This window comes from Rhizobium sp. USDA 4016, assembly GCF_056279705.1.
Window position 1 is genome coordinate 1,958,586 of the sequence record NZ_JBWCCY010000004.1, and the last position, 22,285, is coordinate 1,980,870.

A 22,285-nucleotide genomic window follows, 5' to 3' on the forward strand; every position below is an offset into this window, starting at 1 on the left:
CCGCTTTTAGCGCCGGCCCGCCGCCCGTCATTTGCCAAATGGAAAACCTCGCTTCACAATCGCGAATAACCGAGCCTTCATATGGCGTTCCGGAGAGACGATGGCAAGCGCCGACCAATTGATCAACGCTTTCACGACGCTGCTCGTCACGATCGATCCTCCCGGACTTGTGCCGATCTTTCTGGGACTGACCAGCGGCATGAGCCGCAGCCAGCGCAAGCAGGTGGCGCTGCGCAGCTCCGTCATCGCTTTCATCATCCTCGCCATCTTTGCGCTGTTCGGCGCAAGCGTGCTCGGAGTGCTCGGCATTTCCATCGGCGCCTTCCGCATCGCCGGCGGGCTGCTGCTCTTCTGGATCGCCTTCGAAATGGTGTTCGAGAGACGGCAGGACCGCAAGGAAAAGACCAGCGAAGTGGCGATCACCAAGGATCACATCCAGAATATCGCGGTTTTTCCGCTCGCCCTTCCTCTCATTGCCGGTCCGGGCGCGATCTCGGCGACAATCCTGCTTGCGGGCTCGCTGCCGACCTCCGTCGAGCGCGCGCAGCTTCTCATCGTCATTGCCGGCAATCTTCTCTTGATGCTGGCTGCGCTGCTGATCGCCGACCGCCTCGACCGCTTCCTCGGCGTGACCGGCCGGGCGATCCTCACCCGCCTGCTCGGCGTCATCCTGGCGGCACTTGCAGCACAATTCGTCGTGGACGGCGTGAAGGCGGCGATGGCTGTCAGTTGAAAAGTGCGCCGCCGCAAGGCACACCAACAGCGCTTGACTTCCCGCGGGCCTGCAGCACATGATTGGTCTGGGGTCGCGATCACCCCACGAGGCGACAGCTGAAGTATCGCGTCCGATAACCCGTACAACGGAGGACGCGTCATGCCGTCATTTCTGGAAATTTCATCCGACAAGCTCAACCGCATCATCGGAACGCCGAATGTGCCCGTCATTATCGACGTCCGCACGGCCGAGGATTTTGCCGCCGACCCACGGCTCGTCCCGGGGTCGATCCGGCGCAGCCACACCGATGTCAGTGAATGGAGCCACGAGGTTGCCGGCACGGCTGTCATCGTGTGCCAGAGAGGGCAAAAGCTCAGTCATGGCGTGGCCGCCTATCTTCGCCATTTCGGAACGGACGCGGAAGTTCTCGAAGGAGGATTCGAGGCGTGGCTGCAGGCCGGTGGCCAGGTGGTGCCCTATGTCAAGCTGCCGGCGCGTGACCCGCAGGGCCGTACGGTCTGGGTGACGCGGGCCCGTCCCAAGATCGACCGGATCGCCTGCCCCTGGCTGATCAAGCGTTTCGTCGATCCAAATGCCGTCTTCCTGTTCGTTCCGGCATCGGAAGTGCCGGCCGTCGCCGACCGTTTTGGCGCGACGCCTTTCGATATCGAGGACGTTTTCTGGAGCCATCGCGGCGAGCGCTGCACCTTTGACGTGATGATCGAGGAATTCAATCTCACTTCCAAACCACTGCTGCATCTCGCCACCATTATTCGCGGCGCTGATACTGCCAGGCTCGATCTCGCGCCGGAAGCAGCCGGTCTGCTCGCCGCTTCGCTCGGACTTTCGCGCATGTTCACAGATGACCTGCAGCAGCTCGACGCCGGTCTGACGCTCTATGACGCGTTTTACCGCTGGTGCCGCGACGCCACCGACGAGACCCATAATTGGCCCAACCCGAGGCGGGCGCCGTGATGTGGCCGAAGTAAATGGATATGGAACGGGACGCCCCGGCGAGCCGCGACATAGTCCCTCTTGGTGAGGCGGCGAAAGTGTGGGCAAGAGTTGCGGCGCTCAGTTTCGGCGGACCGGCGGGACAGATCGCCGTCATGCACCGCATCGTCGTCGACGAAAAACGATGGATCGGCGAACATCGCTTCCTGCATGCGCTCAACTACTGCATGCTGCTTCCGGGGCCAGAGGCCCATCAGCTGGCGATCTATATCGGCTGGCTGCTCAACAGGACGATTGGCGGCCTGATCGCCGGAGCTCTGTTCGTGCTTCCGGGCTTCATCTCCATCCTTGGGCTGAGCTACGTCTATGCCGCCTATGGAAACGTAAGCTATATCGCCGGTCTGTTCTTCGGCCTGAAGGCCGCGGTGCTGGCGGTCGTGCTGCAGGCGGTGTTCCGGATCGGAAGCAGAGCGCTTAAAAACAACGTGATGATAGGCATCGCTGCCGCCGCCTTCATCGCGATCTTCTGCCTCCACGTCCCGTTCCCGCTGATCATCATTACAGCTGGCATCGTTGGCTTCCTCGGCGGCCGCGCGGGATCGCCCTTGTTCGAGGTGGGCGGCGGACACAAAGGCGGTTCGGGCGATATCCTCGAAGATCGCGATTCCCTCCTCGGCGAAGATACACCACTCCATGCCCGGCCAAACCTCGCCTGGTCGCTGCGGGTGTCCGGCAGCCTTGCGGCTGCCTGGCTTCTACCAGTCGCGTTGTTACTGGTGACGGTGGGATCCGGCAGTGTCTTCTCGCAGGTCGGGCTGTTCTTCAGCCAAATGGCTGTCGTGACATTCGGCGGCGCTTACGCGGTCCTTGCCTATGTCGCTCAGGAAGCGGTCCAGCATTTCGGATGGCTGAAACCGGGGGAAATGCTGGATGGTCTCGGCATGGCCGAGACAACCCCGGGACCGTTGATCAGCGTCGTCCAGTTCGTCGGCTTCATGGCCGCCTATAGGAACCCCGGGCCGCTCGATCCAATGCTCGCTGCCACACTTGCCGCCGTCCTGACGACATGGGTGACCTTCATTCCGAGCTTCCTCTGGATCTTCCTCGGAGCGCCCTTCATCGAAAGGCTGCGCGGCGACCCTGCGCTGACCGGAGCGATGTCAGCCATCACGGCAGCCGTCGTTGGCGTGATCCTGAACCTTGCGATCTGGTTCGGCGTCCATGTGCTTTTTGCCGACGTGCGCACTGCCTCATGGGGACAAGTTTCAATCGATGTCCCGGTTCCAGCCTCGCTCATCTGGCCGTCGCTGTTACTAACGGTGCTTGCCGCCTTAGCGATCTTTCACCTGAAGCTTTCGGTGATTACGACGCTAGCGATTTGCGCTGCAATCGGCGTCGCATGGACCATTCTGACAGGTTTCGGCGCAATCGCGCCGTAACCGCCGGAACATCGTTCGCGCCGAATGCTTATGCGGAAAAACACCAAAAAAACCGCTGACAAGCAGCTGCTGACAAGCAGCGGTTCTTAACAAGAGGTGCATCTTCTCAGAACGGGATGTCGTCATCGAGATCGCGCGAGAAATTCCCGCCGCCACCGCTGCTGCGACCGGACGGCTGCGCCGGGGCGCCGTAATCGTCTCCGTAATTGCCGCCGCCACCGAAATCGTTGCTGCTGCCGCGTCCGCCGCCGGCGCTCGCACCGCCGCCTTCGCCGCGGCCGTCGAGCATCGTCAGCGTCGAATTGAACCCCTGTAGCACGACTTCCGTCGAATAGCGGTCGTTGCCGTTCTGGTCCTGCCATTTGCGGGTCTGGAGCTGGCCTTCGATATAGAGCTTGGCGCCCTTCTTCACATATTGCTCGACAACCTTGCAGAGACCTTCGTTGAAAACGACGACGGTGTGCCACTCGGTTTTTTCGCGGCGCTCGCCGGAATTGCGGTCACGCCACGTTTCGGACGTCGCGATGCGAAGATTGGCAATCGGGCGGCCGTCCTGCGTCCTGCGGATTTCGGGGTCTGCGCCCACGTTTCCGATCAGAATTACCTTGTTCACGCTGCCAGCCATACTTCTCACCTTACTGCCGCCCTGCCCGGCGGCGCTTGAAACAATCGCTGTACCTTAAACTATAGAGCCCCGGCCATGCGCGTCCATCGCCGGTTCATCCACAAGGAATTTTGTTCTTTATTTGTTCTAGTTTATGCTTATGATCCTGTCAACAGAATCGAAAACCTCGCAACAGATGGATATTCAGCCTCGACTCGCCCGGCGGCATCACTAAATAAGGGGCTTACTCCAGCACAGAAGCAAAATTACGATGAGTGAACTTAAGACGATTTCCATCCGCGGCGCGCGCGAGCACAACCTCAAGGGCATCGACCTCGACCTGCCGCGCAACAAACTCATCGTCATGACCGGCCTTTCCGGGTCCGGCAAGTCGTCGCTCGCCTTCGACACGATCTATGCCGAAGGCCAGCGCCGCTATGTCGAAAGCCTTTCGGCCTATGCCCGCCAGTTCCTGGAGATGATGCAGAAGCCGGATGTCGACCAGATCGACGGCCTGTCGCCGGCCATCTCGATCGAGCAGAAGACGACCTCGCGCAATCCTCGCTCGACGGTCGGCACGGTCACCGAAATCTATGACTACATGCGGCTGCTCTTTGCGCGCGTCGGCGTTCCCTATTCGCCGGCAACCGGTCTGCCGATCGAGAGCCAGACCGTCAGCCAGATGGTCGACCGTGTGCTCGAGTTCGAGGAAGGCACGCGTCTTTATATTCTGGCGCCGATCGTGCGCGGCCGTAAGGGCGAATACAAGAAGGAACTGGCGGAGCTCATGAAAAAGGGCTTCCAGCGCGTCAAGGTTGACGGCCAGTTCTACGAGATCGCAGATGTTCCGGCGCTCGACAAGAAATACAAGCATGACATCGACGTCGTCGTGGACCGCATCGTCGTGCGTCCCGACATGGCGTCTAGGCTTGCCGACAGCTTCGAGACCTCTCTGAAGCTCGCCGAAGGGCTTGCCATCGCCGAATTTGCCGACAAGCCGTTGCCCCCGGAGGAAACGTCTGCGGGTGGGTCCGCCAACAAATCGCTCAACGAGACGCATGAGCGCGTGCTGTTCTCGGAAAAATTCGCCTGCCCCATTTCCGGCTTCACCATTCCGGAGATCGAGCCGCGGCTTTTCTCGTTCAACAATCCGGCCGGTGCCTGCCCGACCTGTGACGGCCTTGGCTCGCAGCAGAAGATCGACGCGGCGCTGATCATCCCCGAACCGGAGCGAACGCTGCGCGACGGCGCCATCGCGCCGTGGGCAAAGTCGAGTTCCCCTTACTATAATCAGACGCTGGAAGCGCTCGGTAAACATTACGGCTTCAAGCTCGGCAACCGCTGGAGCGATCTGCCCGAAAAAGCGCAGGACGTCATCCTGAACGGCACGGACGAGAAGATCGAGTTCCACTATGCCGACGGCGCGCGCTCCTACACCACGCATAAGAGCTTCGAAGGCATCATCACCAATCTCGAGCGCCGCTGGAAGGAAACCGATTCCGTCTGGGCGCGCGAAGAGATCGAGCGCTTCATGTCCGCAGCCCCCTGCCCGGCCTGCAACGGCTTTCGCCTGAAGCCGGAAACGCTGGCAGTGAAGATCAACAAGCTGCATATCGGCCAGGTCACCGATATGTCGATCCGTGTGGCACGCGACTGGTTCGAGGCGCTACCCGCGACTTTGTCGGCCAAGCAGAATGAGATCGCAGTCCGCATTCTGAAGGAAATCCGCGACCGCCTGCGCTTCCTGAACGACGTCGGCCTCGAATATCTCAGCCTGTCGCGGAATTCCGGCACATTGTCGGGCGGCGAAAGCCAGCGCATCCGTCTTGCCTCGCAGATCGGCTCGGGCCTGACAGGCGTGCTCTACGTTCTCGACGAGCCGTCGATCGGCCTGCACCAACGCGACAATGCGCGGTTGCTCGACACGCTGAAGCACCTGCGCGATATCGGCAATACGGTGATCGTCGTCGAGCATGACGAGGATGCGATCTTGACGGCCGACGACGTGGTCGACATCGGTCCGGCAGCCGGCGTGCACGGCGGCCAGATCGTGGCGCACGGCACGCCGCAGGACATCATGGCGAACCCGAGATCGTTGACCGGCAAGTATCTTTCCGGTGAACTCGGCGTGCCGGTGCCCGACGAACGGCGCAAGCCGAAAAAAGGCCGCGAGATCAAGGTGGTCGGCGCGCGCGGCAACAATCTGAAGAACATCACCGCCTCCATCCCGCTGGGTGTCTTCACGGCTGTGACGGGCGTTTCGGGGGGCGGCAAATCCACCTTCCTGGTGGAGACGCTCTACAAATCGGCCGCACGTCGCGTGATGGGCGCGCGCGAAATTCCGGCCGATCATGATCGCATCGACGGCTTCGAGCACATCGACAAGGTAATCGATATCGACCAATCGCCAATCGGCCGCACGCCGCGTTCGAACCCGGCAACCTACACCGGCGCATTTACGCCAATCCGCGACTGGTTCGCGGGCCTGCCGGAGGCGAAAGCCCGCGGCTACCAGCCGGGGCGGTTCTCCTTCAACGTCAAAGGCGGGCGCTGCGAAGCCTGCCAGGGGGACGGCGTCATCAAGATTGAAATGCACTTCCTGCCGGACGTCTACGTCACCTGCGATGTCTGCCATGGCAAGCGCTACAATCGCGAGACGCTGGACGTGACCTTCAAGGGCAAGTCGATTTCGGACGTGCTCGACATGACGGTCGAGGAAGGCGTGGAGTTCTTCAGCGCCGTGCCGGCGGTACGCGACAAGCTGCAGTCGCTATTCGATGTCGGCCTCGGCTACATCAAGGTCGGCCAGCAGGCAAACACGCTTTCGGGTGGCGAGGCCCAGCGCGTCAAGCTAGCCAAGGAACTGTCGAAGCGCTCGACGGGCCGGACTCTCTACATCCTCGACGAACCGACGACCGGCCTGCACTTCCATGACGTCGCCAAGCTGCTCGAAATGCTGCACGAGCTGGTGAACCAGGGCAATTCCGTCGTGGTGATCGAGCACAATCTCGAAGTCATCAAGACGGCCGACTGGGTGCTCGATTTCGGCCCGGAAGGCGGCGACGGCGGCGGCGAGATCGTTGCGGCCGGCACGCCGGAAGCGATCGTCAAGGAAACCGGGTCCTATACCGGCCACTTCCTGAAGGAACTGCTGGAGCGCCGGCCGGTGAAGAAGACGTTTGTCGCGGCGGAATAGGCGTGTCGCGAAGAGCTCTGGCGACGGCGGAACAACGGGAGGAACACATGAGCAAATCCGGCAGCATCCGCGTCGGCGTCGGCGGCTGGACTTTCGAGCCCTGGCGCGACCACTTCTACCCATCCGATCTCAAGCAGAAGGACGAACTGCATTATGCCAGCCGGCAGTTGAAGGTCATCGAGGTTAACGGCACCTATTACAGTTCGCAGAAGCCGGAGACCTTCGCCAAATGGGCATCCGACGTGCCGGAGGGTTTCATCTTTTCGCTAAAGGCCAGCCGCTTCGTGACGAACCGGCGCGTGCTCGGCGACGCGGGCGAATCCATGGAGCGTTTCCTGACGCAGGGGCTGACCGAGCTCGGCGGCAAGCTCGGTCCGATCCTCTGGCAGCTCGCGCCGACCAAGAAGTTCGATGCCGAGGATTTCGAAGCCTTCCTGAAGCTTTTGCCGGACAAGCAGGACGGCCTGCCTTTGCGGCATGTGGTCGAGGTGCGCCACGATTCCTTCAAGGTGCCGGAATTCATCGCGCTGCTGGCGAAATACGGCGTGGCGCCGGTCTGCGCCGAGCACTTCGACTATCCGATGATCGCCGACGTCACGGCGGATTTCGTCTATGCCCGGCTGCAGAAAGGTTCGGACGACATCAAGACCTGCTACGCTCCCAAGGACCTGAAGGCCTGGGCCAAGCGCCTTGAGACATGGGCTGAAGGCAAGGTGCCGGATGATCTGCCGCTGATCGACAAGGAGCGGAAGGTCAAGAGCGAGCCCCGCGACGTTTTTGCCTTCATGATCCACGAAGGCAAGGTCAATGCACCGTTCGGCGCGATCGCTCTTCAGGAAGAGGTCGGGAGATAGCAGCCGGCCTAGAACGGCTGCACATGGGCCACGAGATCTTCGGCCGTCAGGCCCTTGCCGGCGCGCTGCCCGGCTTCGCCATGGAGGTAGACGCCGAATGCAGCAGCCTCGAATGCGGGCAAACCCTGCGCCAGAAGCGCCCCGATCATGCCGGAAAGGACATCGCCTGAGCCAGCCGTCGCAAGCCAGACCGGTGCGTTCGTGTTGATCAGAGCCCGGCCATCCGGCGATGCGATAACGGTATCGGCGCCCTTGTAGACGATCGCCGCATTGGCGCGCTCTGCAGCCGCCTGCGCTTTGTCGACCTTGCTGAGCCTCTTGTCTGCCGCGATATCCGGAAAGAGCCGTGCGAACTCGCCTTCATGCGGCGTCAGCACGAGATGCGGCTCGCCTTCCGCAAAGAGGTTGAAAAGCTCTCGCGGGTCGTCCTTGAACGACGTAATGCCGTCTGCGTCGAGCACGAGATGGCGACCGCTGAGCGCGGCGGTGAAGTCTCTTGTCTTTGCACCGATCCCGAAGCCTGGTCCGAGGACGAAAGTCTGCAAGCGCTCGTCGGCCAGCCAGTCGCGCAAGGCCATCCCGTCATCGACAACATGCAGCATGACGGCCGTCAGGTGGGCGCTGTTTTCAGCCATCGCATCCCTCGGCGCGGCGATGGTTACGAGACCGGCCCCGGCTTTCAACCCGGCCATCGCAGACATCCGCGCAGCACCTGTTTTACCCGCGCCGCCTGAAAAAACAGCAAGATGTCCGCGCTTGTATTTATGCGTCTCCAGTCTCGCAGAGGACAGCAGGTGCGCCCATTTTACCGGCGTGTTTTCCGAAATCATTCCGGACGAATGAGCCTTGATGATGCGCGCCGGAATGCCGATGTCGGCAACCTCGATGCTGCCGCAAAGTTCCCTGCCCGGCATCAGCAAGTGGCCGGGTTTGCGGGTCATGAACGTGACCGTGTGGGCCGCCTTGAATGCCGCACCCAGCACCTCGCCGCTGCGGCCGTCGAGCCCGGATGGCAAGTCGACGGAAATCACGGGAACCGCAGCGCCGGTCACCTGCTCGATGACGGAACGCACCTGCGGCGGCACATCCCGTCCGAGCCCCGCCCCGAAGATTGCATCAACAACAACATCGCCCGGCCCCGGGATATAGACAGCGAGCGGCTCCGAGGCGAGCGCGCATTCGGCCTTTGCCCGCGCGGCATCGCCGTGAAGCCTGGCCGGGTCGCCGAGATGGAAGACGGCAACCCCGGCGCCGCTTTCCGCAAGCCGACGGGCCGCGACATATCCGTCGCCGCCATTGTTGCCAGGACCGCAGAGAACGGCGAAGCGCAGTGCGCCGGGATACAGCCGAAGCGCGGCACCCGCGACGGCCGCCCCCGCGCTCCACATCAGCCCGAAAGAGGCGATGCCCGATTCGGCCGTGGCGGCATCGACGGCAGCCATTTCTGCAGGCGTAAGGAGTAGGTCACCCAGTTTTTCTGCCATGCGCCATTCAATTCAAAAAACGCCTAAAAAACAACCTGTTTTACGATCTCTTCTGCAGCTTAAAATTAAGTCATTTGCCTAATTCTAGGGCAACTTACGTGCGACGGATGCAAGAAGAGCCACTCCGCATTTTTCCCGCTTTTGCGCGATTTTTGAATTTCCGATCGCAATCCCAACCGCTTTTGCTGAGAAAAAATGCCTCAAAAAGCGCCGCGAAGCCGCGAATTCGGGGGGAATTGACATATTTTTTCGCTCTCCAGCGTTGCGAACTGGCACGATACCTGCATCATGTCTCGCGAGCGGCAATTTGCCCGCTTTAACGGGAGAAGCGGAGAGTCATTTTCTCATGAAAAAGATCGAAGCGATCATTAAGCCTTTCAAGCTGGACGAGGTGAAGGAAGCCCTTCAGGAAGTCGGCCTGCAGGGCATCACTGTCACGGAAGCAAAGGGCTTCGGTCGCCAGAAAGGCCATACGGAACTTTACCGCGGCGCTGAATATGTCGTCGATTTTCTGCCCAAGGTGAAGGTCGAGGTCGTGCTCGCCGACGAGAATGCGGAAGCCGTCATCGAGGCGATCCGCAAGGCCGCGCAGACCGGCCGAATCGGAGACGGGAAGATCTTCGTATCCAACGTCGAAGAAGTTATTCGAATCCGTACCGGCGAGACCGGCATCGACGCTATTTAAGGCGGCTCGCCCGACGCGGCGAATTTATTCATCGTCATTGCAAATGAAAGGGAGATTTCATGGCGACCGCGAACGAAATTCTTAAGCAGATCAAAGAAAACGACGTCAAGTTCGTCGATCTGCGCTTTACCGACCCCAAGGGCAAACTGCAGCATGTCACGATGGACGTTTCCTGCGTCGATGAGGATATGTTCGCGGACGGCGTCATGTTCGACGGTTCCTCGATCGGCGGCTGGAAGGCCATCAACGAGTCCGACATGGTGCTGATGCCGGACACGGAAACGGTTCACATGGACCCGTTCTTCGCCCAATCCACCATGGTCATTGTCTGCGATATTCTCGACCCGGTTTCGGGCGAAGCATATAACCGCGATCCGCGCGGCACGGCAAAGAAGGCTGAGGCCTACCTCAAGGCATCCGGCATCGGCGACACGATCTTCGTGGGTCCGGAAGCTGAATTCTTTGTCTTCGACGATGTGAAATACAAGGCCGATCCCTACAATACCGGCTTCAAGCTCGACAGCAGCGAACTGCCGTCGAACGACGACACCGACTACGAGACCGGCAACCTCGGCCACCGTCCGCGCGTCAAGGGCGGTTACTTCCCGGTTCCGCCGGTCGACAGCGCCCAGGACATGCGCTCGGAAATGCTGACGGTGCTTGCCGAAATGGGCGTCGTCGTCGAGAAGCACCACCATGAAGTCGCCGCTGCCCAGCACGAACTGGGCATCAAGTTCGACACGCTCGTCCGCAACGCCGACAAGATGCAAATCTACAAGTACGTCGTGCACCAGGTCGCCAACGCCTACGGCAAGACGGCAACCTTCATGCCGAAGCCGATCTTCGGCGACAACGGCTCGGGCATGCACGTGCACCAGTCGATCTGGAAGGGCGGCAAGCCGACCTTTGCCGGTGACGAATATGCCGGCCTTTCCGAAACCTGCCTCTATTATATCGGCGGCATCATCAAGCATGCCAAGGCGATCAACGCCTTCACCAATCCGTCGACCAATTCCTACAAGCGTCTCGTTCCGGGCTACGAAGCACCGGTGCTCCTTGCCTATTCGGCCCGCAACCGCTCGGCCTCCTGCCGCATTCCGTTCGGCTCCAACCCGAAGGCTAAGCGCGTCGAGGTCCGCTTCCCCGATCCGACCGCCAACCCGTATCTCGCTTTCGCCGCCATGCTGATGGCCGGTCTCGACGGCATCAAAAACAAGATCCATCCCGGCAAGGCCATGGACAAGGATCTGTACGATCTGCCGCCGAAGGAATTGAAGAAGATCCCGACGGTTTGCGGTTCGCTGCGTGAGGCCCTCGAAAGCCTCGACAAGGACCGCAAGTTCCTGACGGCCGGCGGTGTCTTCGACGACGATCAAATCGACGCCTTCATCGAGCTGAAGATGGCAGAGGTGATGCGCTTCGAGATGACCCCGCATCCGGTCGAATACGATATGTACTATTCGGCTTGATCGCTCAGCGGAAGGCTCCGGTTCCGCCGGGGCCTTCCTTCCTTGTCACTGAGGCTGATGGCGACATGACACTCATGTGACGAAGACCCGCAAAAATCTTGATTTGAGCGGGCCCAATCACCAGATCAGGTGATGAAAGGAAGTCGTACCATGAAAGAAAGAGTAGCAAAGTTCAGTATCGGTGAAGTGGTCCGGCACAAGGTTTTTCCGTTTCGCGGCGTCATCTTCGATGTCGATCCGGAATTCGCGAATACGGAAGAATGGTGGAATTCGATCCCTCCCGACGTCCGCCCTGACAAGGACCAGCCCTTCTACCACCTGCTCGCGGAAAATGACGAAAACGAATATGTCGCTTACGTCTCCGAGCAGAACCTGGTGAATGACGAAAGCGGCATTCCGCTTCGCAATCAACAGGTTTACCAGATTTTCGATCAAGCGCCGTCTGGCCAGCTCAAACCCAAGATGAGCTTCGCCCACTAAGACGCGCAATCGATTATGATTTTAAACCCCGCTCCGGCGGGGTTTTTGTTTGCCGTAACAACAAAAACCCGGCGCGGCGGCCGGGTCCTTGTTCATTCTCTTGCCACCTGGCAGGATTACTGCGCCTTAGCTGCGTTCTGCGCGTCTTCGAGCTTCTTGCGGGCTTCTTCAGCCTTCTTCTGCATGCTGTCCTGAAGGCTCTTCTGGCTTTCGGCGAGCTTGTTCGGCGAAACGGCTTCGCCATCATAGGCGCCGGTAAAGCCTTCGAGCGAAATCTTGATCGGGTTCGGGGCGCGGCGGAAGTTGATCGACGTGAAGATCACGTCGCTGCCCTTCTTGAGGCCGGCGATCATCGCATCTGTCAGCGGGATTTCGGCGGTGCACTTGTCCGGCAGGCAGACGGCGTAATCGAGCTTCTGCCCCTTGTTGTTATCGACCTGCATCATGATGCCCGGCGGAATCAGGCGAGCGGTCGGTACGGATACCTGCAGAATCTTGCGGTTGACCTTGCCGGAGATACTGATAAGGCCGACAGCCGTGACGAGCTGGCCGCCGTTGGCGAGGATCAGGTTCTGAACGACGCAGATATCGTTGTCTTCCTGCTTGCTGCAGGTCTTGTACCAGCCAAGGCGTGGCGCGCCGGCAGCCTGTGCGGGTGCATCCTGCGCGAAGGAGGATACCGGGGCCGAAGCGGCGCCGAAAGCTACTGCCAGAACGGACAGAGCTGCCCGCAATTTCTTATCAGACTTGAACATCATAACGGATTCTGTCTCCTGATACCCATTCGGGACCGCGATCTGCCGTCCTCTCCAACCGGGGTCATTCGGCATTCCACCTCTAAAAACATTAAGGCAAATGCATGTCCCCCAAAACCCGGGACCACCTGTTACATTGAGGTGATCCAGATATCCAGTATTTCTTTGGCAATTTCTGGATGGGCCGAAAGATTTCGGCATGTGAATGTTCGATTTCCTGCCGTGCATGATAGTCTTTGGCCGAATCGTGCCTTTTGCCGGAAAGGATTTGAGCATGCTCCGGGTTGTTTTCCCTCTTGCCTTTACGCTGTTTTGCGGCGCCGTTGCTGCCAGCCCGCTGCATGGTATCGCCATGCACGGAGAACCCGCACTGCCCCCGGATTACAAGCATTTCTCCTACGTCAACCCGGACGTGAAAAAAGGCGGCAAGATCACCTACGGCGTCGTCGGCACCTTCGATAATCTCAACCCTTTCATCCTGAAAAGCATGCGGACGACAGCGCGCGGCATGTGGGATCCGGACTATGGCAACCTCGTCTACGAATCGTTGCTGCTGCGCTCCCGGGACGAACCTTTCACTCTCTATGGACTGCTTGCGGAAACCGTCGAATGGGACGAGGACCGCACGTTCATCCAGTTCAATCTCAATCCGAAAGCCAAGTGGTCCGACGGCCAGCCGGTGACGGCCGACGACGTCATGTTCTCCTTCGAGTTGCTGCGCGACAAAGGACGCGTGCCCTTCGCGAATCGTCTCAGCCTTGTCTCCAAGATGGAAAAGGTCGGCGAGCGCAGCGTGCGCTTCACCTTCAACGACAAGGCAGACCGCGAAACGCCGATGATCTTTGGCCTTTTTCCAGTCCTGCCCAAGCACGCCATCGATCCCGAAACCTTCGACCGGACGTCTCTCGTGCCGCCGCTCGGCTCCGGCCCTTACAAGATCAAGACGGTGAAGCCCGGTGAGAGTATCACCTATGAGCGCGACCCGAACTATTGGGGCAAGGATATCCCCTCCAAGGTCGGCATGGACAATTACGACCAGATCACCGTTCAGTACTTTCTTCAGGACACGACGCTCTTCGAAGCCTTCAAGAAGGGCGTTATCGACGTCTATCCCGACGGCAGCCCCGGGCACTGGGCGACGGCCTATAATTTTCCGGCGGTTTCTTCCGGTGCCGTGATCAAGGATACATTCCAGTCGAAGCTGCCGAGCGGCATGTTCGGCTTTGTCTTCAACACGCGACGGCCGCTATTCGCAAACATCAAGGTTCGGGAGGGACTCTCGCTGATCTTCGACTTCGAATGGGCGAACAAGACGCTCTATTCCGGTGCCTACAAGCGTACGCAGAGCTTCTGGCAGAATTCGAAGCTTTCGAGCTTCGGCGTTCCGGCCGACGCCCGCGAACTCGACATGCTAGGCCCGATCAAAGACAAGATCGACCCTGCCATCCTCGATGGCACCTACAAGCTGCCTGTGAGCGATGCTTCCGGACGCGACCGAACTGTGCTGAAAAGGGCAGTGCAGGTGCTGAAGGAAGGCGGCTATTCGATCCAGGGCGGCAAGATGGCGGATGCCAGCGGCAAGCCGCTTGCCTTCGAGATCATGACGCAGAATGCCGATCAGGAGAAACTTGCGATTGCCTTTCAGCGTTCGCTCCAAACCCTGGGCATTGCCGCTTCGGTCCGCACAGTGGACGATTCGCAATATCAGAGCCGGACCAATAGTTTCGACTATGATGTTATCCTAAAATCTTATGTGTCGTCGCTCTCGCCCGGCAATGAGCAGCTTTCCTATTGGTCCTCGGCTGCGCGCGACCGCGAGGGCAGTTCAAGTTTCGCGGGCGTTGCCGACCCAAATGTCGATACGTCGATCAAGCATATTCTTACCGCGCGCTCCGACGAGGATTTCACCGCCGCCGTCAGGTCGTATGACCGATTGCTGCTTTCCGGCCATTATGTATTGCCTCTCTACCATATCGACCAGCAATGGGTCGCACGCAACAAGCGGCTCGGCCGTCCTGATGCTGTGCCGCTTTACGGCTACCAGCTTCCGGCCTGGTGGGATCAGAGCGTGCAATAAGCCTGCCGGAGCCGGTTCCTTTTTCCTGCCTGGTTGAAGTCGGACGCGTCAGGGCATAGATGGCGTGGAAAGCCTCGGACCGATGAAAGGAACCACCATGCAACGCATCACCATCGACGTCGTATCGGATGTCGTCTGCCCCTGGTGCTATCTCGGCAAGGCGCGGCTTGAGCTTGCTATCGCGGAAGTGCAGGACGAGGTGGGCGTCGACATCAACTGGAGGCCCTACCGCCTCAATCCCGACTATCCGCCCGAGGGCGTCGATCAGAAGGAAGCGCTGGAGCAGAAGCTCGGCGGCGCCGAACGCGTCGCGCAGGCCCACAAGATGCTGACCGACTTCGGCCGCGAGGTCGGCATCAATTTCGACTTCGAAGCGATCAAGATCGGGCCGAATACACTCGATGCGCACCGCCTGATCCATTGGGCGATGGTGGAGGACCGCGAGAAGCAGGACCGCGTCGTCAACGCACTCTTCAAGGCGAACTTCGAGGAAGGCAGCAATGTCGGAGACCACGCCGTATTGCTCGACATCGCCGAGCAAGTCGGGCTCGACCGCGCTGTCATCGCCTCCCTGCTTGCTTCGGATGCCGACCGCGACCTGGTGATTGCCGAGATCGAGGCGGCCCAGAAGATGGGTGTCAACGGCGTCCCCTTCTTCATCTTCGACCAGCAATACGCTGTCAGCGGCGCTCAGACGCCGGTCGTGCTGGCAGGCGCGCTTCGCGACATCGCCAAGGCGAAGGCGGAAGCGCGCGCCGGGCTGAACTGACCGGCCCTACGGCTTTGCCATTTCGGCCAGCTGCGTCATGACGACGGCCGCGCCCTGCAGCCGCTTTTCCGGCGTCGGCAGGTCGCGGGTCAAAAACACGCTGTGGTCCGGACGGATCTTCGCCATCGTGCCCTGCTTGGCGATATACCCGACCAGGTTTGCCGGGTTCGGGAATTCCTTGTTGCGGAATTGGACGACCACACCCTTCGGGCCGGCGTCCAGCTTTTCGACATTGGCGATGCGGCAAAGCGATTTGATGTAGACGATCTTCAAAAGATGCTGCACCTCGATCGGCATCGGACCGAAGCGGTCGATCATTTCGGCGCCGAAGGCATCGATCTCCTTGAGCTCAGTGATCTCGCCGAGGCGACGATAGAGCGCCATGCGCAGATGCAGGTCCGGCACGTAGCCGTCCGGGATCATCACCGGCGTCCCGACCGAAATCTGCGGCGACCAGCCGGTATCCTGAATTTCGTCCACGCCCTTCACCTCGGCGACCGCCTCTTCCAGCATCTGCTGGTAAAGCTCGAAGCCGACTTCCTTGATATGGCCCGACTGCTCCTCGCCCAGAAGGTTACCCGCCCCGCGGATATCGAGGTCGTGGCTGGCGAGCTGGAAGCCGGCGCCGAGCGTATCCAGCGACTGCAGCACCTTGAGGCGACGCTCGGCGGTTGCCGTCAGCACCTTGTTGACCGGCAGCGTGAAGAGCGCGAAGGCGCGGACCTTCGAGCGGCCGACGCGGCCGCGGAGCTGATAGAGTTGCGCCAGACCGAACATGTCGGCACGGTGGACGATCAGCGTGTTGGCTGTCGGGACATCGAGGCCGGATTCGACGATGGTCGTCGAAAGCAGCACGTCGTAACGGCCGTCGTAAAAGGCATTCATGACGTCTTCGAGTTCGCCCGCCGGCATCTGACCATGGGCGACGGCAACCTTCAGCTCGGGAACATCCGACCGCAGGAAGGCATGCACGTCCTCGAGGTCCGCCAAGCGCGGACAGACGTAGAAGCTCTGGCCGCCGCGATAATGCTCGCGCATCAGCGTCTCGCGGATGACGAGGCTGTCGAAGGGCGAAATGAAGGTGCGCACCGCCATGCGGTCGACCGGCGGTGTTGTGATCAGCGACAGCTCGCGAACGCCGGTCATCGCCAGCTGCAGCGTGCGCGGGATCGGCGTTGCCGAAAGTGTCAGCACGTGGACGTCGCTCTTCAGCTCCTTCAAGCGTTCCTTGTGCTTCACGCCGAAATGCTGCTCCTCGTCGATGATGAGGAGGCCGAGATTGGCGAATTTGATGCCGGTGCCGAGCAGCGCGTGCGTTCCGACGACGATATCGGTCTTGCCCTCGGCCACCTCCTTCTTTGTAAGAGCGAGTTCCTTCGCACCGACAAGGCGCGAGGCCTGCTGGATACGCACTGGCAGGCCACGGAAGCGCTCGATAAAGGTCTTGAAATGCTGCCGCGCAAGCAGCGTTGTCGGTACGACCACAGCGACCTGAATACCGTTCATCGCCGCGATGAAGGCGGCGCGCAGCGCAACTTCCGTCTTGCCGAACCCGACATCGCCACAGACGAGGCGATCCATCGGGCGCCCGGCGGCAAGGTCGCCGCGCACGGCCTCGATGGCATTGTCCTGATCTTCCGTCTCATCGTAGGGGAAGCGGGCCGCAAACTCGTCGTAAAACCCTTCCTGTGTCGTCAGCGCCGGCGCGTGGCGGGTCAAGCGCTCGGCCGCAATTCGGATCAGCGCGTCCGCCATGTCGAGCAGGCGCTTCTTGAGTTTCGCCTTGCGCATCTGCCATGCGCCGCCGCCGAGCCTGTCCAGCTGCGCTTCGGTCCCCTCACCGCCATAACGTGACAGGAGATCGATGTTTTCGACCGGCAGGAAGAGCTTGGCGTCATCGGCATATTGCAGCTCTAGACAGGCGTGCGGGGCGCCCGCCGCCTCGATTGTCTTCAGGCCGACGAAACGGCCGATGCCGTGTTCGGCGTGAACGACGATCGAACCTTCGTCGAGACCCGCAACCTCCGAAATGAAGTCGGCAGCGCGCTTGCGGCGTTTCGTGCGGCGAACCATGCGGTCGCCGAGAATGTCCTGCTCGCCGATGACGATAAGGTCACCCATCTCGAAGCCCGATTCGAGGCTGAGCACGGCTGCCGCTGCCTCGCCCTTGTCCAGCGAATCGACGGCCTTCAACGCTTCGACCGGCTTGACGCGTTCCAGGCCATGCTCGTTCAGCACCTGCAGCAGGCGTTCAAGCGAACCTTCCGTCCAGGCGGTGATGAGAACCTTCGCGCCGCCTGCCCGCCTTTCGGCGATATGCTTGACGACAACATCAAAGATGTTGACGCGCTCGGCATTGCCGCCGCCTTCGGCATTCGCCCGCGCCCAGCGCTCGCCCTGGCGCGCACCGATATTGACGACGCGCCTTGCCTCGCCCTCGTGCTCGTTGAAGGGCGAAATCCGCATGGTATTGAACGCATCCAGAGCCTTCGCAAAAATTTCGCTGTCGAGATAAAGCTGACCGGGCGTCACAGGCTTGTAGGGTGTTCCCTGCGCCATCTGGCCCTTGACCTGCTGGGCTGAGTTCAGGCGGGCATCGAAGTAGTCGAGAACCAGCTTCGAGCGCTCCTCGGCGGCCTCACGCACGGTATGATCCGTGACCATCCGAAAACCCTTCAGGTAATCGAAGACAGTCTCCAGCCTCTCGTAGAAGAGCGGCAGCCAGTGCTCCATGCCGGGATAGCGGCGCCCTTCGGAAACGGCAAGATAAAGCGCGTCGTCGCGGGTCGCGGCGCCAAAGGCCGAGAGATAATTCTTGCGGAAGCGGCTGATTGTATCCGGCGTCAGCGTCACTTCGCTCATCGGGTTGAGATCGAGAGAACGCACCTGCCCGGTCGTGCGCTGGCTTGCCGGGTCGAAGCTGCGGATACTCTCCAGCGTATCGCCAAAGAAATCGAGACGGACCGGCTCTTCGGATCCCGGAACGAAAACGTCGAGGATGCCGCCGCGCACCGCAAATTCGCCGACCTCGCGCACCGTCGCGACCCGGTCGAAGCCGTTGCGCTCCAGACGGCCGGCGAGGTCGTCCATGCGCACCTGGTTGCCGGGGCGCGCCGAGAATGCCAGGCTCTCGATCACATCTTGCGGCGCCACCTTCTGCAGCATTGCGTTGACGGTAACGAGCACGATTGCCGCATGTGGCTTCTTGCGATGGGCGATCAGGCCGCTCAGTGCCGCCAGGCGGCGGGCCGAGGTATCGGCGCTGGGCGAAACGCGGTCGTAGGGCAGGCAGTCCCAGGCGGGCAGCGTAAGAACCGGGATGTCGGGCGCGACAAAGCCGAGCATTTGCTCCAGGTCGGCCATGCGCTGCCCGTCGGAAAGCACGTAGGCGACCGGTCCGCCAGCGCGTGCCAATTCGGCGAGCAGGAGCGGTTCCAGGCCGGACGGCACATTGCCGATCGTCAGCGGCTCGGCGGCGGCTGCGAGCTTGCTTGCATCAAATCCTGGGATCATTCCGGCTTCCTGGATGTGGTGTCGGCTGGGTATTCGAAATCCGGCTTGAAGGCTGCGAGGCGTTGAAACATCGGCGTTTGAAAGCGCTGCGGAACGGGCCATGTGCCCATAACCCAGCGCAGAAGGTCGTTATCTTCCTCGCCCATAATGGTTTCGAGCTCGTCGAGCTCTGCTTCGGACAGCGTCGCCACCTCGGCTTCGGCGAACTGGCCGAACACCAGATCCATCTCGCGCAGCCCGCGATGCCAACAGCGGAACAATATGCGGCGGCGGCGCGGGTCGAGACCGGCACTCGAGAGTGTCACACCTGTCATGGCATCACCTTCCTGTTGATGCGCCTCTATAGCCCCTCGAAAGCGGCTTGTCAGCCTTGCCAATGCCCTATTCTTCATCGCATTTTGCAGCATGCGCCCCACCATCCTCGATCCGTTGTTTTCCCCCGTTTCGGCTCTTTCGGGCGTCGGCCCGAAGATTGCTGAGCTGCTGGTGAAGCTGCTTGGGCGCGAGACACCGGACGATACGCGGATCATCGACCTGCTCTTCCATGCGCCGCATTCGCTGATCGATCGGCGCAACCAGCCGAGAATTGCACGCGCGCCGCAAGGTGCGATCGTGACGATCACGGCGCGGGTCGACCGGCACCAGCCCCCGCCGAGGGGCAAAAGCAATATCCCCTACCGCGTCTTCCTGCACGACGAGACGGGCGAACTCAGCCTCGTCTTCTTCCGCGGACAGGCGGCGTGGCTGGAAAAGCAGCTTCCGATCGACGAGGAGGTCACCGTCAGCGGCAAGATCGACTGGTTCAACGGCCGGGCAACGATGGTGCATCCGGACTACATCGTAAAGGCAGGCGATACGGAGAGCCTGCCGCTCGTCGAGCCCGTCTACCCGCTGACCGCCGGGCTCTCACCGAAAACACTGCACAAGATCATTGAGGCGGCGGTGCTGCGCATGCCGGAACTGCCGGAATGGATCGATCTTTCGCTGGCGCAGGCACAGGGGCTGCCATCGGTCGCCGACAGCTTCCATATGCTGCATGAACCGCGCGATCCAACAGACGTCGATCCGCAAGCCCCTGCCCGCCGAAGGCTCGCCTATGACGAATTCCTTGCCGGACAGTTGTCGCTCGCGTTGGTACGCCAGCGTCTTCGCAAGGTCCCCGGGCAGCCGGTCCATGCCACCGGCAAAATCAGCGGCAAGATCCTGCAGGCGCTGCCCTTCTCGCCCACGCGCAGCCAGACGGAAGCAATCGCCGACGTCCTGAAGGACATGGCTGGCGAAGACCGCATGCTGCGACTGCTGCAGGGCGATGTCGGCTCCGGCAAGACGCTGGTGGCGCTGATGGCCATGGCCGCGGTGATCGAGTGCGGCGGACAGTCCGTTCTGATGGCTCCCACCGAGATTCTCGCGCGTCAGCACTACGCGACGATCTCCAAATTCGCCGCTTCTGCCAGTCTCGGTATCGAGGTGCTGACGGGCCGCACCAAGGGACGCGAGCGCGACGATATCCTGGGACGCATCGCTTCCGGCGAGGCCCAAGTCACCATCGGCACGCATGCGCTCTTCCAGGAGAGCGTCAACTACAAGAATCTAATGCTGGCAGTCGTCGACGAGCAGCATCGCTTCGGCGTACACCAGCGGCTGCGGCTGACGGCGAAGGGGATCTCGCCGCACATGCTGGTGATGACGGCAACACCCATTCCACGCACGCTGGTGCTCGCCGCCTTCGGCGACATGGATGTCTCGAAACTCACCGAGAAACCCGCCGGCCGCAAGCCGATCCAGACGATCACCATACCGAGTGAACGGACCGGGGAAATCATAGAGCGGCTGCAAAGCGCGCTTGCCGAAGGCAAGAAGGCCTATTGGATCTGCCCGCTGGTCGAGGAATCCGAAGAGCTCGACCTCATGTCCGCCGAAGAGCGGCATGCGACGCTGGTCTCAACGCTCGGACCGGGCATCGGCCTCGTCCACGGCCGCATGAGCGGACCGGAGAAAGATGCCGTGATGATGGCGTTCAAGAACGGCGAACTCAGACTGCTGGTGGCGACGACCGTCGTCGAAGTGGGCGTCGACGTGCCGGATGCGACGATCATGGTGATCGAACATGCCGAACGCTTCGGTCTCGCACAGCTCCATCAGCTTCGCGGCCGCGTCGGCCGTGGCGACGAAGCTTCGACCTGCATCCTGCTCTACAAAGGCCCGCTCGGCGAAACCGGCCATGCGCGGCTTTCGATCATGCGGGAGACGGAGGACGGCTTCCGGATTGCCGAAGAAGATTTGAAACTGCGCGGCGAAGGCGAACTGCTCGGCACACGCCAATCCGGCACGCCCGGCTTCCGGATCGCGAGCCTCGAAGCGCACGCCGACCTTCTGGAGATCGCCCGAAGAGATGCCGCCTATCTGATCGAGCGCGACCCGGAACTCACGAGCGAACGCGGTTCCGCGTTCCGCACCCTGCTCTATCTATTCCGGCGCGACGAAGCGATCCGCTTTCTTCGCGCGGGCTAGCAGTCTCGGTTTTCCCGGAACCGCCGGTTCCTTGGACGGCTTGGCCGGAAAGTCTGGCGCCACGAGGCCGCCGGAGACGAGCAGCTTGGCGCCGTCTTCCGCGCTCATGTCGAGCACGACGATCTTTTCGCGCGGCACGAAGATCAGAAATCCCGCGGTCGGTATTGGCGTCGGCGGCAGGAACACACTCACCATATCCTGGCCCATCGCATTGAACTTCGAAGCGATCTCGCCTTTTGCATCGGTTGCGATGAACACCAGCGCCCAGAGGCCGGGGCTCGGATACTCGATGAGGCCCACCTTCTTGAAGGAATTGCTGCGTTCCTCGAGCACCGTCTCGAATATCTGCTTCACGCTCCTGTAGATGCTGCGCACCAGCGGCACGCGGCGTACCACCGACTCGCCGAACTGGACGATGGTCTGGCCGATGAGGTTCTTGCCGAGAAAACCGATGATGGTGATGAAGATCATCGCGATCACCAGGCCGGAGCCGGGTACGGCGAAATTCAGGTAGCTGTCCGGATCGTAACGCGCGGGAATGTAAGGCTTCACCCAGCTGTCAGCCCACCGTACGACGGACCACGTGAGCCACAGCGTGATCGCAATCGGAGCACAGATGATAAGGCCCGCAAGGAAGTTGTTTCTCATGCGGGTCGCTATCGGCAATCGGGGCAGTTTGTGCGCCATCGCTCGCGATGAACTCCCTTGAATCTACCGGCTGACGTGATCAGGCGCTCCCCCGCACCTGGAACGAAGCTGCCAGAATTCGGCCCCTTTCAC

Annotated in this window: 17 protein-coding genes; 11 read left to right on the top strand and 6 right to left on the bottom strand. The window is 60.9% G+C overall.

Annotation, left to right across the window (positions count from 1 at the left end):
• The first annotated feature begins 100 nt into the window (after window positions 1-100).
• From ACZ9DP_RS24925 to chrA, 3 genes are all read left to right on the top strand, one after another.
• The gene (locus ACZ9DP_RS24925) at window positions 101-733 is read left to right on the top strand and encodes a MarC family protein (protein ID WP_074068104.1); all 633 of its coding nucleotides are present in this window, start codon (window positions 101-103) and stop codon (window positions 731-733) included.
• A gap of 141 nt (window positions 734-874) precedes the next feature.
• Entirely contained in the window at window positions 875-1,690 is an 816-nt protein-coding gene (locus tag ACZ9DP_RS24930; protein WP_074068102.1) for a chromate resistance protein ChrB domain-containing protein, read from the top strand.
• Window positions 1,691-1,710: 20 nt separating this feature from the next.
• A complete protein-coding gene (chrA, locus tag ACZ9DP_RS24935; RefSeq protein WP_476203897.1) occupies window positions 1,711-3,108 on the top strand; it encodes a chromate efflux transporter in 1,398 nt (465 codons plus the stop codon).
• A gap of 106 nt (window positions 3,109-3,214) precedes the next feature.
• Here the strand turns inward: chrA and ACZ9DP_RS24940 are convergent, their stop codons facing one another.
• Window positions 3,215-3,733: a single-stranded DNA-binding protein gene (locus ACZ9DP_RS24940; RefSeq protein ID WP_022715584.1), complete on the bottom strand. Its 519-nt coding sequence runs from the start codon at window positions 3,731-3,733 to the stop codon at window positions 3,215-3,217.
• Between the two features lie 250 nt (window positions 3,734-3,983).
• On the opposite strand from ACZ9DP_RS24940, the gene uvrA reads away from it, so the two are divergent.
• Both uvrA and ACZ9DP_RS24950 read left to right on the top strand, forming a co-directional pair.
• Window positions 3,984-6,908, top strand: a complete 2,925-nt coding sequence (gene uvrA, locus ACZ9DP_RS24945) for an excinuclease ABC subunit UvrA (protein ID WP_476203898.1) — start codon at window positions 3,984-3,986, stop codon at window positions 6,906-6,908.
• A gap of 47 nt (window positions 6,909-6,955) precedes the next feature.
• Window positions 6,956-7,762: a DUF72 domain-containing protein gene (locus tag ACZ9DP_RS24950; protein WP_476203899.1), complete on the top strand. Its 807-nt coding sequence runs from the start codon at window positions 6,956-6,958 to the stop codon at window positions 7,760-7,762.
• Between the two features lie 8 nt (window positions 7,763-7,770).
• Here ACZ9DP_RS24950 and ACZ9DP_RS24955 read toward each other — a convergent pair whose 3' ends face one another.
• On the bottom strand, window positions 7,771-9,246 hold the full coding sequence (locus ACZ9DP_RS24955; protein ID WP_476203900.1) for an NAD(P)H-hydrate dehydratase: 1,476 nt from the start codon (window positions 9,244-9,246) through the stop codon (window positions 7,771-7,773).
• A gap of 346 nt (window positions 9,247-9,592) precedes the next feature.
• Here ACZ9DP_RS24955 and ACZ9DP_RS24960 point away from each other — a divergent pair, with 346 nt between their 5' ends.
• The 3 genes from ACZ9DP_RS24960 (at window position 9,593) to hspQ (ending at window position 11,880) form a co-directional block, all read left to right on the top strand.
• A complete protein-coding gene (locus ACZ9DP_RS24960) occupies window positions 9,593-9,931 on the top strand; it encodes a P-II family nitrogen regulator (RefSeq protein ID WP_015339877.1) in 339 nt (112 codons plus the stop codon).
• Window positions 9,932-9,990: 59 nt separating this feature from the next.
• Entirely contained in the window at window positions 9,991-11,400 is a 1,410-nt protein-coding gene (gene glnA / locus ACZ9DP_RS24965; RefSeq protein WP_022715580.1) for a type I glutamate--ammonia ligase, read from the top strand.
• Between the two features lie 150 nt (window positions 11,401-11,550).
• The gene (gene hspQ / locus ACZ9DP_RS24970; protein WP_022715579.1) at window positions 11,551-11,880 is read left to right on the top strand and encodes a heat shock protein HspQ; all 330 of its coding nucleotides are present in this window, start codon (window positions 11,551-11,553) and stop codon (window positions 11,878-11,880) included.
• 116 nt (window positions 11,881-11,996) lie between these two features.
• Here the strand turns inward: hspQ and ACZ9DP_RS24975 are convergent, their stop codons facing one another.
• The gene (locus ACZ9DP_RS24975) at window positions 11,997-12,638 is read right to left on the bottom strand and encodes an invasion associated locus B family protein (protein WP_039844866.1); all 642 of its coding nucleotides are present in this window, start codon (window positions 12,636-12,638) and stop codon (window positions 11,997-11,999) included.
• A gap of 271 nt (window positions 12,639-12,909) precedes the next feature.
• On the opposite strand from ACZ9DP_RS24975, the gene ACZ9DP_RS24980 reads away from it, so the two are divergent.
• Both ACZ9DP_RS24980 and ACZ9DP_RS24985 read left to right on the top strand, forming a co-directional pair.
• Window positions 12,910-14,712, top strand: a complete 1,803-nt coding sequence (locus ACZ9DP_RS24980) for an extracellular solute-binding protein (protein ID WP_476203901.1) — start codon at window positions 12,910-12,912, stop codon at window positions 14,710-14,712.
• Window positions 14,713-14,809: 97 nt separating this feature from the next.
• Window positions 14,810-15,481 (top strand): DsbA family oxidoreductase, encoded by a 672-nt coding sequence (locus ACZ9DP_RS24985; RefSeq protein WP_476203902.1) that lies wholly within the window; start codon window positions 14,810-14,812, stop codon window positions 15,479-15,481.
• Window positions 15,482-15,487: 6 nt separating this feature from the next.
• Here ACZ9DP_RS24985 and mfd read toward each other — a convergent pair whose 3' ends face one another.
• On the bottom strand, window positions 15,488-18,994 hold the full coding sequence (gene mfd / locus ACZ9DP_RS24990; protein ID WP_476203903.1) for a transcription-repair coupling factor: 3,507 nt from the start codon (window positions 18,992-18,994) through the stop codon (window positions 15,488-15,490).
• Window positions 18,991-19,308, bottom strand: a complete 318-nt coding sequence (locus ACZ9DP_RS24995; protein WP_194729688.1) for an FAD assembly factor SdhE — start codon at window positions 19,306-19,308, stop codon at window positions 18,991-18,993. Before ACZ9DP_RS24995 ends, mfd begins: the two co-directional genes overlap by 4 nt.
• A 91-nt stretch (window positions 19,309-19,399) precedes the next feature.
• On the opposite strand from ACZ9DP_RS24995, the gene recG reads away from it, so the two are divergent.
• On the top strand, window positions 19,400-21,505 hold the full coding sequence (gene recG / locus ACZ9DP_RS25000) for an ATP-dependent DNA helicase RecG (RefSeq protein WP_476203904.1): 2,106 nt from the start codon (window positions 19,400-19,402) through the stop codon (window positions 21,503-21,505).
• Here recG and ACZ9DP_RS25005 read toward each other — a convergent pair.
• A complete protein-coding gene (locus tag ACZ9DP_RS25005) occupies window positions 21,461-22,192 on the bottom strand; it encodes a DUF502 domain-containing protein (protein WP_476203905.1) in 732 nt (243 codons plus the stop codon). The genes recG and ACZ9DP_RS25005 overlap by 45 nt on opposite strands.
• Between the last annotated feature and the right edge of the window lie 93 nt (window positions 22,193-22,285).